At 67.2% G+C, this 14,780-nt stretch carries 14 protein-coding genes; 11 read left to right on the forward strand and 3 right to left on the reverse strand.

All coding sequences use genetic code 11. The features are described from left to right. Positions 1-89: 89 nt before the first annotated feature. Positions 90-1,541: a glycine betaine ABC transporter substrate-binding protein gene (locus HB681_RS17945; RefSeq protein ID WP_256354096.1), complete on the reverse strand. Its 1,452-nt coding sequence runs from the start codon at positions 1,539-1,541 to the stop codon at positions 90-92. Between the two features lie 179 nt (positions 1,542-1,720). Here HB681_RS17945 and HB681_RS17950 point away from each other — a divergent pair, with 179 nt between their 5' ends. Further along, positions 1,721-2,806, forward strand: a complete 1,086-nt coding sequence (locus tag HB681_RS17950; protein WP_213956227.1) for an ROK family protein — start codon at positions 1,721-1,723, stop codon at positions 2,804-2,806. A gap of 34 nt (positions 2,807-2,840) precedes the next feature. After that, positions 2,841-3,230, forward strand: a complete 390-nt coding sequence (locus HB681_RS17955) for a response regulator (protein ID WP_213956427.1) — start codon at positions 2,841-2,843, stop codon at positions 3,228-3,230. Positions 3,231-3,261: 31 nt separating this feature from the next. Here HB681_RS17955 and HB681_RS17960 read toward each other — a convergent pair whose 3' ends face one another. Further along, positions 3,262-4,635 (reverse strand): phospholipase D-like domain-containing protein, encoded by a 1,374-nt coding sequence (locus HB681_RS17960; protein WP_213956228.1) that lies wholly within the window; start codon positions 4,633-4,635, stop codon positions 3,262-3,264. Between the two features lie 494 nt (positions 4,636-5,129). On the opposite strand from HB681_RS17960, the gene HB681_RS17965 reads away from it, so the two are divergent. Further along, positions 5,130-5,390, forward strand: coding sequence for a hypothetical protein (locus HB681_RS17965; RefSeq protein WP_213956229.1), 261 nt, complete (start codon positions 5,130-5,132; stop codon positions 5,388-5,390). Positions 5,391-5,817: 427 nt separating this feature from the next. On the opposite strand, the gene HB681_RS17970 is transcribed toward HB681_RS17965, so the two are convergent. After that, positions 5,818-6,936 (reverse strand): 5-methyltetrahydropteroyltriglutamate--homocysteine S-methyltransferase, encoded by a 1,119-nt coding sequence (locus HB681_RS17970; protein ID WP_213956230.1) that lies wholly within the window; start codon positions 6,934-6,936, stop codon positions 5,818-5,820. Positions 6,937-7,081: 145 nt separating this feature from the next. On the opposite strand from HB681_RS17970, the gene HB681_RS17975 reads away from it, so the two are divergent. The 8 genes from HB681_RS17975 to HB681_RS18010 all read left to right on the forward strand — a co-directional run bounded on the left by HB681_RS17975 (position 7,082) and on the right by HB681_RS18010 (position 14,748). Continuing rightward, positions 7,082-8,194 (forward strand): aromatic ring-hydroxylating dioxygenase subunit alpha, encoded by a 1,113-nt coding sequence (locus HB681_RS17975; RefSeq protein ID WP_213956231.1) that lies wholly within the window; start codon positions 7,082-7,084, stop codon positions 8,192-8,194. Further along, positions 8,191-8,955, forward strand: a complete 765-nt coding sequence (locus tag HB681_RS17980; RefSeq protein WP_213956232.1) for a GntR family transcriptional regulator — start codon at positions 8,191-8,193, stop codon at positions 8,953-8,955. The genes HB681_RS17975 and HB681_RS17980 overlap by 4 nt, the downstream gene beginning before the upstream one ends. Positions 8,956-8,962: 7 nt before the next feature. Further along, positions 8,963-9,955 (forward strand): PDR/VanB family oxidoreductase, encoded by a 993-nt coding sequence (locus HB681_RS17985; RefSeq protein WP_213956233.1) that lies wholly within the window; start codon positions 8,963-8,965, stop codon positions 9,953-9,955. Between the two features lie 148 nt (positions 9,956-10,103). After that, on the forward strand, positions 10,104-11,279 hold the full coding sequence (locus HB681_RS17990) for an ABC transporter substrate-binding protein (protein WP_213956234.1): 1,176 nt from the start codon (positions 10,104-10,106) through the stop codon (positions 11,277-11,279). Positions 11,280-11,446: 167 nt separating this feature from the next. Continuing rightward, complete coding sequence (locus HB681_RS17995; protein ID WP_213956235.1) at positions 11,447-12,319, forward strand: branched-chain amino acid ABC transporter permease; 873 nt, start codon at positions 11,447-11,449, stop codon at positions 12,317-12,319. After that, a complete protein-coding gene (locus tag HB681_RS18000; protein WP_213956236.1) occupies positions 12,319-13,296 on the forward strand; it encodes a branched-chain amino acid ABC transporter permease in 978 nt (325 codons plus the stop codon). Before HB681_RS17995 ends, HB681_RS18000 begins: the two co-directional genes overlap by 1 nt. Continuing rightward, positions 13,293-14,051 (forward strand): ABC transporter ATP-binding protein, encoded by a 759-nt coding sequence (locus HB681_RS18005; RefSeq protein ID WP_213956237.1) that lies wholly within the window; start codon positions 13,293-13,295, stop codon positions 14,049-14,051. Before HB681_RS18000 ends, HB681_RS18005 begins: the two co-directional genes overlap by 4 nt. Next, positions 14,044-14,748 (forward strand): ABC transporter ATP-binding protein, encoded by a 705-nt coding sequence (locus tag HB681_RS18010; RefSeq protein ID WP_213956238.1) that lies wholly within the window; start codon positions 14,044-14,046, stop codon positions 14,746-14,748. Before HB681_RS18005 ends, HB681_RS18010 begins: the two co-directional genes overlap by 8 nt. Positions 14,749-14,780 lie beyond the last annotated feature (32 nt).

Raw genomic sequence — 14,780 nt, forward strand, 5'->3', positions numbered from 1 at the left:
TTGCTTGCGTCTATCCGCCATGCGCGGTAACGCAAAGGGAATAGGGGGCTGTGCCCCCACGGGGCTCGCCCAGGCAGGAACGATGCGCTTCAGGCCTTGCGCCGCAGCAAGTGTTCGACGGCCTCGAACACGATCTCGCTGAGCAACGCCAGCGCCGCGGCCGGCACCGCCCCTGCGACCAGCAACCCGCTGTCGTTCAACGCCAGCCCGGTCACGATGCGCTCGCCGAAGCCACCTGCGCCGATGAAGGCCGCGATGGTCGCGGTGCCGATGGCGATGGTGGTCGCGGTGCGTACCCCCGCGATGATGGTCGGCAGTGCGAGCGGCAGCAGCACGATGCGCATGCTTTGCGAATGCGTCATGCCCAGCGCGGTGCCGGCCTGGCGCAGGCCGGCGGGCACTTCGGTCAGGCCAGTCACGGTGTTGCGCATGATCGGCAGCAGCGCGTACAGCGTGAGCGCGACCAGCGCCGGCGCCGTGCCGATCGCGCCCATCCACGAGATCAGCAAGGCCAGCAAGGCCAGCGAGGGCACCGTCTGCAGCAGGCCGGTCGCGCCCAGCACCACGGCGCGCACGCGCGCATGCGGAAACACCAGCACGCCCAGCGGCACCGCGATCAGGATCGCGCAACCCACCGACACCGCCACCAGCAGCAGATGCTGGCGTGCCAACCGCCCGAGGTCCGGGCCGAACAGCTTGGCCACCCAGCCGCGTTGCGCATCCGGTGCGCCGGTCTTCGCGCTGCCCGCGATGAAGTCCCTGGCAATGACGTCGAAGGGCACGCTCTGCAACTCGGCCCGCGCATTCATGGCGATCATGGCGCGCTCGTCGATGCGGCCTTCGAGTTTCTGCAACGCGGCCCAGGCCTGCGGCAGCCGCTGCGGCAGGTCGAGCTTGTAGAGCAGCACGGCGTCGTAGCGCGGAAAGTACTGCTTGTCGTCCTGCAGCACGCGCAGGCCCAGGTGGTCGATCTTGGCGTCGGTCGTGTAGATGTCCATCACGTCGATCTGCTTCGCGGTGATCGCGTCGTAGGCCAGTCCGTGGTCCAGGCCGGTGGGCTGCTGCATGAGGGCATAGCGCGCGGCCAGGCCCTTCCAGCCATCGGCGCGCCCGATGAATTCGTTTGACAGGCCGAGCTTCAGGTCCGGGTGCCTGGCCAGGTCGCTGAGCGACTTGATGCCCAGCCGGTCCGCTTCCGCCGCGCGCATCGCCAATGCATAACCGTCGTTGAAGCCGAGCGGCACGCCCACCCCCAGGCCCTTGGGTGCGAGCGCGGCGTTCATTTCCTCGCGCGTCATCGGGCCGGTGTGCTGCAGGATCTCCAGCGCGATGGTGCCGGTGTATTCGGCATACAGGTCGATTCCGCCGGAGCGCAGCGCCTCGTAGACGATGGCCGTGTTGCCCAGGCCCTGCCGCACCACGGGCGGCTGCTTCAACTCCGGCGCCGCGGTCTGCGCGATGACTTCGGCCAGGATGTACGACTCGGTGAAGCGCTTGGAGCCGACGCGAAGCGTGTCCGCGTCCTGTGCGTGCACGGCCATCAGTGCAAGGCACACCAGGCCCCAGCCCAGCGCGACGGCGCGCCATGTTCGGATCGACGTCATCCAGTGTGGCATCGGGGCAGTGTATAGATTCGGCGCGATTCAGGCGTCCTTCCTACACGGCGCGGCGGGGCGCACCGATGCGGTGCCGCGCCACCTGCGTGCATATTGCGAAGCCCATGAAAAAAACAACGCGCCGCACTGCTTCGGAAACGCCATCGGCCGCTTCGGCGCCCGCGCATGGAGCGATGGAGTTGCCTTCGGTCGTGGTGCAGAGCTACAGCCTCGCGCTGCGCGACGCCGAGGGCTTCGTCGGCGACAACGCAAGCCAGACGGCGTTCCGGGAACTGCTCGACAAGTGGCGCAAGCGCGTCACGCGCGGCGGCGACGACCCGCTCGGCACGCAAGCTTCAGCCGCATTGAGCAAGGCGGAGATCGACAAGAAGCTGCACAGCAAGTCCGACGATGCCGCCGCGGACATCGTGCAGGGCGCGATCGAGGAATTTGCAGTGGAACTGGCGCATGTGATCCGCCGGCACCTGCGGCAGAAGCCCTGGGCTGGCGTGCGGCGCATCGTGGTCGGCGGCGGCTTTCCCGAAAGCGACGTGGGTGAGCGGGCGATCCTGCAGGCCGCGTCGATGCTGCACATCGAAGGCACCAAGGTCGAGCTTGCGCGCCTGCGCCATGAGCCCGACCACGGCGGACTGCTCGGCTGGCTGCACCTCGCGCCGCCTGAGATGCTGGCCGACTACGACGCCATCCTGGCCGTCGACATCGGCGGCACCAATGTGCGTTGCGGCATCGTGAAGCCGCGGCTGGGCAAGGCGGTCGACCTGTCGAAGGCCAGGGTGATCAGGTTCGACAAGTGGCGCCACGCGGACGACGACCCAAAGCAGAAGGACCTGCTCGCCGGCATCGTCGGGATGCTCGAGCGCAACATGCGGCGGGCGCGGCGCAAGGGCGTGCGGCTGGCGCCGTTCATCGGCATCGGCTGCCCGGGGCTGATCCGCGCCGACGGCTCGATCGCGCGCGGGGCGCAGAACCTCCCGGGCGACTGGGAGCGCGAGACCTTCCACCTGCCGAGCCACGTGCAGGAGAAGATCCCGGCGATCGACGGGCGAGCGACCACGGTGATGCTGCACAACGACGCAGTCGTGCAGGGCCTGAGTGAACTGCCTTTCATGCAGGACGTCCACAAGTGGGCCGTCCTGACCATCGGAACCGGGCTCGGCAACGCGAGCTTTCGCAATCGCCATGTGGGTTGAAACTACACTCGCGCAAAGCAAGGCATTGAGCACAGTGGCCCTCATCACGTTTCTCGTCGAAGACAACCCGACCATCCGGGACAACCTCATTCCAGCGCTGGAAGACATGGTGAATGCGAGCATCGTCGGCGTGGCGGAGACAGAGGTCGATGCCGCCGAGTGGCTGGCTGCGCACGGCGACGAGTGGCAACTGGCCATCGTCGACCTGTTCCTCAAGGAAGGCTCCGGCCTCGGCGTGCTGGCCAGTTGCCGCGAGCGCGGGCCGCAGCAGCGCGTGGTGGTGCTGACCAACTACGCCACCGTCGACATCCGCGAGCGCTGCCTGAAGCTCGGCGCGGACGCGGTGTTCGACAAGTCGAATGAGCTCGATGCGTTCCTGGATTTCTGCAATCGGGATCGGCCTTCGAGCTTCGCTGCGTTGTAGCCCACCCCCGAACGCGCCTGCGGCGCTTGGGTCACAGCTGGAACGCGACGGTCAGCAGCAAGCCTTCCGCCAGGTCGCGCATGAGCCCGGGCCGACGCGCCCGATAAGGCTCGCCGGCGGAGGCCATGGTCTCGATCCATTGCGCCAGCCAGTCGATCTGCGCCGTCCCGTAGAACAGCACGCTGGCCTCGTGGTTCAGCAGCAGGCTGCGCAGGTCGAGGTTGATCGAGCCGCACATGGCGATGTCCTCGTCCACCACCACCGCCTTGGCATGCACCATGAACGGCAGCATTCGAAAGTTGACCCCGGCGCGCGCCAGGTCGCGCATGGCGCGGGCTCGCACGAAGTCCGCGAGCGGATGATTGGAGCGCGCGGGTATCGCGATGGTCACCTGCACGCCGCGGCGCGCAGCCAGCCGCAGTGCATCGCGCAAGCCGTCGCCGGGCACGAAGTAGGGCGTGATGGCCAGCACGCGGTGCTCGGCGCGAAAGCAGGCGCCGACCAGCAATGCGAGGGCCGTGTCCTCGGTCTGGTCGGGGCCGCTGGGCATGTATTGCGTCAACGGGCCGTCGACCGGCTGCGCGGTGGGCGCCGGCCCGCGCGCCTTGCGCCCGCGCACGGAGGCCCAGTCGTGGTCGAACTGGCGAGCGGCGGCGGCGGCGGTGCTGCCGCGCAGGTCGAAGCTGAGGTCGAGCCACGGCTCGGGATGCGCCTCATTGCCCAGGAAGTACTCGCCCGCCAGGTTGCGCCCGCCCGACCAGAGCCATTGGTCGTCCGCGATGGTGGACTTGCGGTGGTTGCGCAGGTTGCGCGGGCCGCTGCGGCGCAGGCTGAAGAGAGGACGGAACACGGCTACCTCGCCACCGGCCGCACGCAGGCCGTTGAAGTGGCCATGCGGCAGCGATAGCGCGCCAAAGCCATCGAGCAGCACGCGCACGGCCACGCCATCGCGCGCCCGTTGCGTGAGGCGCTCCAGCACGTCGCGGCCGAAGGCATCGCTGCCGATGATGAAGGTGCCGACGTCGAGTCGCCGCTGGGCGCCGGCGATGACCTCGAACAGCGCGTCGCGCGCGGCCGTGCCATCGGCATGCATGCGAATCTCGGTAGGGCCGGGCGCCGCGAGGCCGAAGCTCTCGACGAGGTCGGCGGCCCAGTGTTCGGTGCCGGTGGCGCGCGGCGGTCGCGGTGAGCCGGCGGGCCGGAGCTTGCGCTGGCCGAACATCAGGTAGGCGGGCAGCGCGAGGTACGGCACCACCAGCATGCCCATCACCCAGGCGATGGCGGTGGTCGGCGCGCGCTGGTCCCGCCGGGAGCGCGTGGTGAGCACGTAGATCAGCAGCGCGGTCGAGACGACCAGGAAATGCTGGGACGGGCTTGGCAACCAGGCAAACAGGGCGCTGTGCATGGCGCGAAGTGTCGCCCACGGGGTGGTTTGCGCGCTAGGTGCTTATGCCTCTGTCGTTTGGGGGATATGAGGGGGGTGCGCGGGGCGTTGGGTTGTTGGTTCGTTGGTTCGCTGGTTCGCTGGTTCGCTGGTTCGTTGGGGGGAGCGCCCGGTGCGCGGTGCGGGCCGGCCGACCCTGCTGCGCCGGCCCCTCCGGGGCTGCCCTGCAGTGCTCGCGTTTGGCGGGGTCCACATGAACTCGCTTCGCTCAAACAGCATGTGGCCCTGATCCGCCAAACGCTGCGCGCTTCGGCGGCGCAGAAGGGTCGACCAACCCACACCGCGCACCGGGCTTGGGGGTGATCGAACGCCCCGCGCTTGGGGGAGGGGGTTGCCCTCACCCCGGCCCTCTCCCGGAGGGAGAGGGAGCAAGACGGGGAGCGACCGCTGTGCGCTATCAAAAATAGAACCCCATCGGAGGTTGCTGCAACTCAGTGGCATACAAGGAGAACGTCATGGAACACAACCTTCGCCCCGTCAACCTCATCCGTGCTGAGCTCGCCAGTGCAAGAGATCTTCTTTCTGCCCTGGGTCTCGCCGGGGGCACTGCCTACGCCCTGGCACTCCTCCGCGTCGTGCGCCTGACCGAGGAACTCTGTGCAGCAGAGGACGAATTCGAGCGCATGGCAGAGGCCGTCGCATTGAAGTGGATCTATCGCTACACCGGCGGCCGGCTCCTGGCGATCGACGAAAGGAACGCGCCGAAGGGGACGTGATAGGCCGATGGCGAGGTCCGGGTCGTCAGGAACTGTCCCGCCCCATTGGGTGGGGCTGCCCTCACCCCAACCCTCTCCCCGAGGGGAGAGGGAGCAAGAGGGAAGCACCACGGGCGTGTCTACGGCGGTGGGTGGTGTGCGGTGCGGGGTGGGTGACCCTTCTGTGCCGCCGAAGCGCGCAGCGTTTGGCGGATCAGGGCCACATGCTGTTTGAGCGAAGCGAGTTCATGTGGACCCCGCCAAACGTGAGCACTGCAGGGGAGTCGCGAAGCGACCGGCACAGTAGGGTCGCACGCGCCGTGCCGCATGCCGCCCGCCGCCGCGCCCCGGACAACGAATCAGCCCAAAGCGCAACGCCCCGCCGCGCCCCGGACAACGATCAGCTCATAGCGCAATGCGCCCGCCGCGCCCCTGACAAGGAGAAGGCTCAGCCGCCCCAGACCTCTCGCGCGGTCTCGACGACGAGACGCAGCTTGTTGCGCTGCGCCTCCACGGCAATGTTGTTGCCATGCACCGTGCTCGAGAACCCGCACTGCGGCGACAGCGCCAACTGGTCGAGCGAGGCGTACTTGGCGGCGTCCTCGATGCGGCGCTTGAGTTCGTCCTTGTCTTCCATCTCGCCGAACTTGGTCGTCACCAGGCCCAGCACAACCGTCTTGCCCTTGGGCAGGTAGCGCAGCGGCTTGAAGTCGCCCGAGCGCGCGTCGTCGTACTCCATGAAATACGCGTCCAGGTCCATCTCCTTCAGGAGCGCCTCGGCAACCGGCTCGTAGTTGCCGGCCGCCGCGTGCGTGCTCTTGAAGTTGCCACGGCACAGGTGCATGGCCAGCAGCATGCCCGGTGGCTTCTGCGCGACCACCTTGTTGATGAACTTGGCATAGCGGTGCGGCAACTCGTTGGGGTCGTCGCCGCGCTGGCGGGCGGCCTCGCGCATCTTCTCGTCGCAGAGGTAGGCGAGGTTGGTGTCATCCATCTGCACGTAGGTGCAGCCGGCGGCGGCCAGCGAACGCAGTTCGTCGCCATAGGCCCGGGCCACGTCGTCATAGAACTCGGGGTCCAGCTCCGGGTAGGCCGCCTTGCTGATGCCGGCGCGGCCGCCGCGGAAGTGCAGCATGGTGGGCGAGGGAATCGTCACCTTCGGCGTGTTGCCGGCGGAGACCTGGCTCTTCAGGTACTGGAAGTCGGCCAGCTGGATCTGCTTGGCATGGGTCACCTTGTCGATCACGCGCATCACCGGCGGCGCCAGCTCCTCGGTGCCGTCGGGCTTGCGGATGGTCACCGGGATGTCGGTCTTGACGCCGCCCAGCTGCTCCAGGAAGTCGATGTGGAAATAAGTGCGGCGGAACTCGCCGTCGGTGATGCTCTTCAGGCCGATGTCTTCCTGGAACTTCACGATCTCGGTGATCGCCTTGTCCTCGACCAGGCGAAGCTGCTCGGGCGTGATCTCGCCTTTGGCTTTCTGCTCGCGCGCCTCGAGCAGGTATTTGGGGCGCAGGAAGCTGCCGACATGGTCGAACCTTGCGGGCAGGGTGGCGTGCTGGGACATGAATGGCTCCGTCTGTGCTGAAAGGTGGATGTGGATGGTAGCGGCTTCTGGCGATGCAGCACTGGATACATTGAGATAGGTGTTTACCCTCGAAATAGCTCAAAAATGTGGAATTCGACGGCGTCAATGTATACAGTCCGAATCCATGAATACCACCCCCAGCTTCCCACTGAATGCCTGGTACGCGGCCGCCTATGACGTCGAAGTGAAGCGCGCGTTGTTCCCCAGGACGATCTGCAACCAGAAGCTGGTGCTCTATCGCCAGACCGACGGACAGGTCGCAGCGCTCGAAGACGCCTGCTGGCACCGGCTGATGCCGCTGTCGCTCGGCCGGCTGGAGGGTGACGAGGTGGTCTGCGGCTACCACGGGCTGGTCTACAACAGCCAGGGCCGCTGCACCTTCATGCCGAGCCAGGAGACGCTGAACCCGTCGGCTTGCGTGCGCTCGTATCCGGTGGTCGAGAAGCACCGCTTCGTCTGGATCTGGCCCGGCGATCCGGCCAAGGCCGACCCGGCGCTGGTGCCCGACATGCACTGGAACGACGACCCCGAGTGGGCCGGCGACGGCAAGATGATCCGCGTCGCCTGCGACTACCGGCTGGTCGTCGACAACCTCATGGACCTGACGCACGAGACCTTCGTGCACGGCTCCTCGATCGGCAGCCGGGAGGTGGCGGAGGCGCCCTTCGTCGCGACCCACGGCGACCGTTCCGCCACTGTCACGCGCTGGATGGAGAACATCGACGCGCCGCCGTTCTGGGCCGCGCAGATCAAGCACGGGCTTGGCTACAAGGGCAAGGTTGATCGCTGGCAGATCATTCGCTTCGAAGGCCCGTGCACGGTGAACATCGACGTCGGCGTGGCCGAGGCGGGCAGCGGCGCGGTGCCGAAGAAGGATGGCGACAAGGGCGACCGCAGCCGCGGTGTCAACGGCTACGTGCTCAACACCATCACGCCGGAGACCGACAACACCTGTCTCTACTTCTGGGCCTTCGCACGCAACTATTGCATCGGCGAGCAACGGCTGACGCACGAGTTGCGCGAAGGCGTGGCGACGATCTTTCGCGAGGACGAACTGGTGCTCGAGGCGCAACAGCGTGCCATCGACGAGCGGCCCGACTACGCCTTCTACAACCTCAACATCGACGCCGGCGCGATGTGGGCGCGGCGGCTCATCGACCGCATGGTCGAGCGCGAGCAGCCGAAGCGGCCGACGATTCCGATCCGGCCGGCGGAGCCGGTCGGGACTGCGCGATGAGTGCCGTGGTCACGCCATCGACGGACGCGGCGGAAGCGGGTGCATCGCAGGCGGTCAAGGCGCAGTTGCGCCTGCGCGAGATGGTGTTGGCCGGCGAGCTGCCCGGCGGCTCGCGCATCGCGGAAGTGGCCATCTCCGAGCAATTGGGCGTCTCGCGCACGCCCGTGCGCTCGGCCCTGATGCGGCTCGAACAGGAAGGCCTACTCGAGAGCCTGCCCAACGGCGGTTATGCGGTGCGCACCTTTTCCGAGCGCGATGTGTCCGATGCCATCGAGTTGCGCGGCACGCTCGAAGGGCTCTCGGCCCGGCTGGCCGCCGAACGCGGCGCGGCGCCCGTGGTGCTGCGAGAGGCCCGCGCCTGCCTGCAGCGCATCGATGAACTGCTGCGCGAACCCGCGCTCGACGACGCGGCCTTTTCGCGCTACGTCAGCTTCAATGCGCAGTTCCATGCGCTGCTGTCGGAGCTGTCGGGCAGCCCGGTGATCGCCCAGCAACTAGAGCGCATCAGCAACCTGCCGTTCGCTTCGCCCTCGGGCTTTGTCGTGGTGCAGGCCAACTCGCCGGCCGCGCGCGACATGCTGCTGATCGCGCAGGACCAGCACTGGCAGGTGCTCGATGCGATCGAGTCCCGCGAAGGCTCGCGCGCCGAGGCGTTGATGCGTGAGCACAGCCGCATCGCGCAACGCAACCTGCGCGAGGCGCTGCATGGCGCACTGAGCCATCCCTTGCCGGGCGTTCAATTGATCCGCCGACGTAGCTGAAGAAGACATGAAGAGTTCCTCCAACTGGCGAGCCGCCCGCGTCGAGGCGCTGCGCGACATCACGCCCACCGTGCGCGAGTTCACCATTCGCCCGCAAGACGCGCACGACATCGGCGCCGATTGGTCGCCGGGCAGCCACATCGAAGTCGAGCTGCTGCGCGAGGGCCGGCCGATCAAGCGCTCGTACTCGCTGGTGGGCACGCCCGATGGCGAATGCTTCCGCATCGCAGTCAAGCGCCTGGACGAAGGGCAGGGCGGCTCCCGCGCGATGTGGCAGCTCGCCGTGGGCGACCGCTTGCAGGTGAACGGCCCGCGCAACCATTTCGGCCTCGACCTGAACGCGCCGGCGTACCTGCTCGTGGCCGGCGGTATCGGGATCACGCCGATGCTGCACATGGCGCAGCACCTGCGTTCGCGCAAGGGCAGTCAGGCGCCGTTGCGCATGGTCTACGGCGCGCACGAGGAGGCTGAGCTGGCCTACCGCCCGCTGCTGGGCGAATTACTCGGCGAATCCTTCGCCGAGTTCGTCGGCGCGCAGGGCCGGCACATCGACATCGCCGCGGAAATCGAATCATTGCCCGTCGGCGGCCAGATGTACGTCTGCGGCCCGGTGCCGATGCTCGATGCGGTGCGCCGGCAATGGGCCGCGTCGGGCCGGCCACTGGCCGACCTGCGCTACGAGACCTTCGGCAGCAGCGGCCGCTTCGCGCCGCAGCCATTCCGCGTCCAGGTGCCGCGCCAGGGCATCGGCATCGTGGTGCCGGCCGACAGCAGCATGATGGACGCGCTGCATGCCGCGGGCGTGCAGACACTGCACGACTGCAAGCGCGGCGAGTGCGGACTGTGCGCGGTCGACGTGCTCGCGCTCGACGGGGAGATCGACCACCGCGACGTCTTCCTCAGCGAGCACGAGAAGGCGAGCAACGAGCGCATCTGCACCTGCGTCTCGCGCGTGGTCGGCTCGATTTCGATCGATTCGTCGTACCGGCCGGACGACTGATCTGCGCGATCATCGCGCAGTTGTTTCGCAAATCGCACACAATCGATCTCGACCGGATTCGTCTAGGGATAGCCACAGCCTCCGTGTCGAAACACTTGTTCACAATAAGCACACTCTCACCATTTCGCCAACTGGAGGACTTCCCGCCATGCAACGTCGCCATCTGATCCACGCCGTCGGCTTGACTGCCGTCGCACTTGCCCTTCCCCTGGCAGCGCAGGCCCAGGACAACGTGTTCAAGATCGGCCTGATCCTGCCGATGACCGGCCAGCAAGCGTCGACGGGTCGCCAGATCGAAGCGGCGGCCAAGCTCTACATGGCGCAAAACGGCGACACGGTCGCTGGCAAGAAAGTCGTGCTGATCGTCAAGGACGACACCGCCACGCCCGATGTCACCAAGCGCCTGGCGCAGGAACTCATCGTCAACGACAAGGTGAACGTGATCGCCGGCTTTGGCGTGACGCCGGCCGCACTCGCCGCCGCGCCGCTGGCCACGCAATCGAAGACGCCGCAGGTGGTGATGGCCGCCGCCACGTCGAGCATCACGGAGGCATCGCCCTACATCGTGCGCACCAGCTTCACGCTGCCGCAGGTGTCGGTGGCGATGGGCGACTGGGCGCCGAAGAACGGCATCAAGTCGGTCGTGACGCTGGTCAGCGACTACGGCCCCGGCAACGACGCCGAGAAGTATTTCAGCGAGCGCTTCCAGCTCAACGGCGGCAAGGTCCTGGACAAGCTGCGCGTGCCGCTGCGCAACCCGGACTTCGCGCCTTTCCTGCAGAAGGTGCGCGATGCCAAGCCCGATGCGCTGTTCGTGTTCGTGCCCTCGGGCGCGGGCTCGGCCGTGATGAAGCAGTTCCTGGAGCGCGGCATGGACAAGGCCGGCATCAAGCTGATCGCCACCGGGGACGTGACCGATGACGATCAACTCAACGACATGGGCGACGGCGCGCTCGGCGTGGTCACCACGCACCACTACTCGGCGGCGCATCCGTCGGCCGCGAACAAGAAGTTCGTCGAGGCCTTCCAGAAGGCCAACAAGGGCATGAGGCCCAACTTCATGGCCGTCGGCGGCTACGACGGCATGCGCGTGATCTACGAAGCACTCAAGCAGACCAAGGGCCAGGGTGGCGGCGATGCGCTGCTGGCCGCGATGAAGGGCCAGGTCTTCGAAAGCCCGCGCGGCGAAGTGCTGATCGACGCACAGACGCGCGACATCGTGCAGGACGTGTACCTGCGCAAGGTCGAGAAGAAGGACGGACAGCTCTACAACGTCGAGTTCGACGTGCTGAAGGCTGTGAAGGACCCGGGCAAGGCCAAGTAAATACGGCCGTCTGAATGCGGACTTGACCGGCCGCGAAGGACGCGAAGGCACGCGAAGGTCGCGAAAGAACAGCCAGGAAAATTTTGTCTTCTCTTTTGCGTCCTTCGCGGAACCTTCGCGTCCCCTGCGTCCGGTAGCCCGAATATCTTCAGCCTCGGATCAGAAGCATGCTCACCATTCTTTTCGACGGCATCGCCTACGGCATGTTGTTGTTCGTCCTGGCCGTCGGGCTGGCCGTGACGCTGGGCTTGATGAACTTCATCAACCTGGCGCACGGCGCCTTTGCGATGGCCGGCGGGTATCTCACGGTCTTTGCGATGCAGAAGGCCGGCTTGCCCTTCCTGGCCTGCCTGCCGCTGGCCTTCATCGTGGTCGCGCTGCTGGGCGCGGTGCTGGAGCGTACGCTCTACCGGCCGATGTACGGGAAGCCGCACCTCGACCAGGTGCTGTTCTCGATCGGGCTCGCGTTCATGGCGGTGGCCGCGGTCGACTACTTCGTCGGCTCGTCGCAGCAGATCGTGCAATTGCCCGAGTGGCTGCGCGGACGCACCGAGATCGGCGATGGCGCGCTGATGCTGGGCATGGGCCACTACCGGCTGTTCATCATCGCGGTGTGCGCGGTGCTCACGGTGGTGCTGCAACTCATCCTCTCTAAGACGCGCTTCGGCAGCCGCCTGCGCGCCGCGGTCGATGACCCGCGCGTGGCGGCGGGCCTCGGCATCAACGTCAACATCGTGTTCCTGTCGACCTTTGCCGTGGGCTCGGGCCTGGCCGGGCTGGGCGGCGCGCTCGGGGCCGAGATCCTGGGGCTCGACCCGACCTTTCCGCTCAAGTACATGATCTATTTCCTGATCGTGGTGTCGGTCGGCGGCACCTCGTCGATCACCGGGCCGCTCGCGGCGGCCTTGCTGCTCGGCATTGCCGATGTGGGCGGCAAGTACTTCATTCCGAAGATGGGCGCGTTCACCGTGTACCTGCTGATGATCGCGATCCTGATGTGGCGACCGCAGGGCCTGTTCACCCGGAAGGGAGGCCGTTGATGGCCGCCGGCAAGGGTTTGGATTTCCAGGCGGCGCTGCTGCGCAAGACGCGTTGGCGGCCGCTGGAGTTCGTGGTGTGGCTGGTGGCGTTTTCGCTGCCGCTGGTGATGCCGTCGCACGCGCTGATGGTCAACGAGATCGCCATCGTCGCGCTGTTCGCGATGTCGCTCGACCTGATCCTCGGCTACACGGGCATCGTGTCGCTCGGACATGCGGCCTTCTTCGGCTTCGGCGCCTATGCGGCGGCCTTGTTCGCCAAGCTCGTGATGCCCGATCCAACGGTGGGCCTGCTGGTGGCCATCGTGCTGTCGGGCGCCATCGGCGCGCTGGCCAGCGTGACGATCCTGCGCGGCAGCGACCTCACGCGGCTCATGGTCACGCTGGGCACGGCCCTGCTGCTGCTCGAACTGGCCAACAAGCTCGACTGGCTCACCGGCGGCGCCGACGGGCTGCAGGGCGTGGTGATGGGGCCGGTGCTCGGCCTGTTCGAGTTCGACCTGTTCGGCCGCACGGCGGCGTGGTACAGCCTGTCGATCGTGCTGCTGCTGTTCCTGCTGATGCGTCGCCTCGTGCAATCGCCCTTCGGCGCGACGCTGAAGGCAATCCGCGACAACCGCCTGCGCGCGATGGCGATCGGCATCCCGGTGGCCTCGCGCCTCGTGACGATCTACACCATCGCGGCGGCCATCGCCGGCGCCGCGGGTGCGCTGCTGGCGCAGACCACGGGCTTCGCGTCGCTCGACGTGCTGGCCTTCGACCGATCGGCCGACGTGATGCTGATGCTGGTCATCGGCGGCGTGGGCTGGCTCTATGGCGGCATCGCCGGGGCGATCGTGTTCAAGCTGTTGCAAGACACGCTCTCGACCGTGACGCCGCAGTACTGGATGTTCTGGATCGGATTGATTTTGGTGTTGCTGGTGCTGGTCGGGCGCGATCGCCTGTTGAAGCCTTGGACCTGGTTCGGGAGGCGGGCATGACGGAGGTAGTCCTTTCCGCCACCGGCCTCGTGATGCGCTTCGGCGGCATCACCGCCACCAACAACGTCTCGCTCAACCTGAAGCGCGGCGCGCGACATGCCCTGATCGGCCCGAACGGCGCCGGCAAGACCACGCTCATCAACCTGCTGACAGGCGTGCTCACGCCCACCGAAGGCCGCATCGAACTGCTCGGCGAGGACATCACCAAACTCGCGCCGCACAAGCGTGTGACGCGCGGCATGGTGCGCACCTTCCAGATCAACCAGTTGTTCGACTCGATGACGCCGCTGGAGACGCTGGCGCTCGTGGTGTCGCGGCAGCAGGGCTTGTCGGCGCAGTGGTGGAAGCCGCTGGGCGCAGACAAGCGCGTGGTCGAACGGGCCGGCGAGTTGCTGGAACATTTCCGCCTCGCCGAGGTGGCCGGGCAACCCGTCAAGCAACTCGCTTATGGCAAGCGCCGCCTGCTGGAGATCGCAATCGCGCTGGCCTGCGAGCCGCGTGTGCTGCTGCTCGACGAGCCCGTGGCCGGCGTGCCCGCGGGCGAACGCGAGGAACTGCTGCAGACCGTCGCCGCATTGCCGGCCGATGTGTCGGTGCTGCTCATCGAGCACGACATGGACCTGGTCTTCAGCTTCGCCGACCGCATGACGGTGCTGGTCAACGGCACGCTGCTGACCGAAGGCAACCCGGAGCAGATCGCCAACGACCCGAAGGTGAAGGAGGTCTACCTGGGCCATGGAGCCACGCATGTCTGAACTGCTCAAGGTAGAAACGCTCAGCGCCGGCTACGGCGAAGCTGTCGTCCTGCACGATGTGTCCCTGACGCTCGGCGTCGGCCAGACGCTCGCGCTGCTCGGCCGCAACGGCACCGGCAAGACCACCTTCATCAACACGCTGGCCGGCGCCACGCGCCAGCACGGCGGGCGCATCACGCTCGGCGGGGCGGCGCTGGACAAGCTCGCGCCGCACCAGCGCGCAGCCGCGGGCATCGGCTGGGTGCCGCAGGAGCGCAACATCTTCAAGTCGCTCACGGTGCATGAGAACCTGACGGCCGTGGAGCGCCCCGGCAAGTGGAACCCGCAACGCGTCTACGAGATGTTCCCGCGGCTCGCGGAGCGCAAGGGGAACCTCGGCACGCAGCTCTCGGGTGGCGAGCAGCAGATGCTGGCGGTCGGCCGCGCGCTGGTGGTCAACCCCAAGCTGCTGCTGCTCGACGAGCCGCTGGAAGGCCTGGCGCCGATCATCGTGGAAGAGCTGCTGCGCGCGATCCGCCGCATCACGCAGGACGAGGGCCTCGCGGCCATCATCGTCGAGCAGCATCCGCAGGCGATCCTCGCGATCTCCGACACGGCCGTCGTGCTCGATCACGGCACGGTCGTCCACGCTGACAGCGCCGCGGCCTTGCGTGCGCAACCTGAAGTGCTGGAGCGATTGCTGGGCGTGGCGCGCTGACGCGGCCTGCGCCGGACAAATTTCTTCGAACA

It is taken from the genome of Variovorax sp. dw_954 (genome assembly GCF_018449755.1).
GTDB lineage: Bacteria > Pseudomonadota > Gammaproteobacteria > Burkholderiales > Burkholderiaceae_C > Variovorax.

Coding starts and splice junctions, on each gene's coding strand:
- HB681_RS17970 (WP_213956230.1), bottom strand. CDS start 6,936: ATGTCCCAGCACGCCACCCTGCCCGCAAGGTTCGACCATGTCGGCAGC.
- HB681_RS17980 (WP_213956232.1), top strand. CDS start 8,191: ATGAGTGCCGTGGTCACGCCATCGACGGACGCGGCGGAAGCGGGTGCA.
- HB681_RS17990 (WP_213956234.1), top strand. CDS start 10,104: ATGCAACGTCGCCATCTGATCCACGCCGTCGGCTTGACTGCCGTCGCA.
- HB681_RS17975 (WP_213956231.1), top strand. CDS start 7,082: ATGAATACCACCCCCAGCTTCCCACTGAATGCCTGGTACGCGGCCGCC.
- HB681_RS18010 (WP_213956238.1), top strand. CDS start 14,044: ATGTCTGAACTGCTCAAGGTAGAAACGCTCAGCGCCGGCTACGGCGAA.
- HB681_RS17995 (WP_213956235.1), top strand. CDS start 11,447: ATGCTCACCATTCTTTTCGACGGCATCGCCTACGGCATGTTGTTGTTC.
- HB681_RS17960 (WP_213956228.1), bottom strand. CDS start 4,635: ATGCACAGCGCCCTGTTTGCCTGGTTGCCAAGCCCGTCCCAGCATTTC.
- HB681_RS17945 (WP_256354096.1), bottom strand. CDS start 1,541: ATGGCCGTGCACGCACAGGACGCGGACACGCTTCGCGTCGGCTCCAAG.
- HB681_RS17965 (WP_213956229.1), top strand. CDS start 5,130: ATGGAACACAACCTTCGCCCCGTCAACCTCATCCGTGCTGAGCTCGCC.
- HB681_RS17950 (WP_213956227.1), top strand. CDS start 1,721: ATGAAAAAAACAACGCGCCGCACTGCTTCGGAAACGCCATCGGCCGCT.
- HB681_RS18000 (WP_213956236.1), top strand. CDS start 12,319: ATGGCCGCCGGCAAGGGTTTGGATTTCCAGGCGGCGCTGCTGCGCAAG.
- HB681_RS18005 (WP_213956237.1), top strand. CDS start 13,293: ATGACGGAGGTAGTCCTTTCCGCCACCGGCCTCGTGATGCGCTTCGGC.
- HB681_RS17985 (WP_213956233.1), top strand. CDS start 8,963: ATGAAGAGTTCCTCCAACTGGCGAGCCGCCCGCGTCGAGGCGCTGCGC.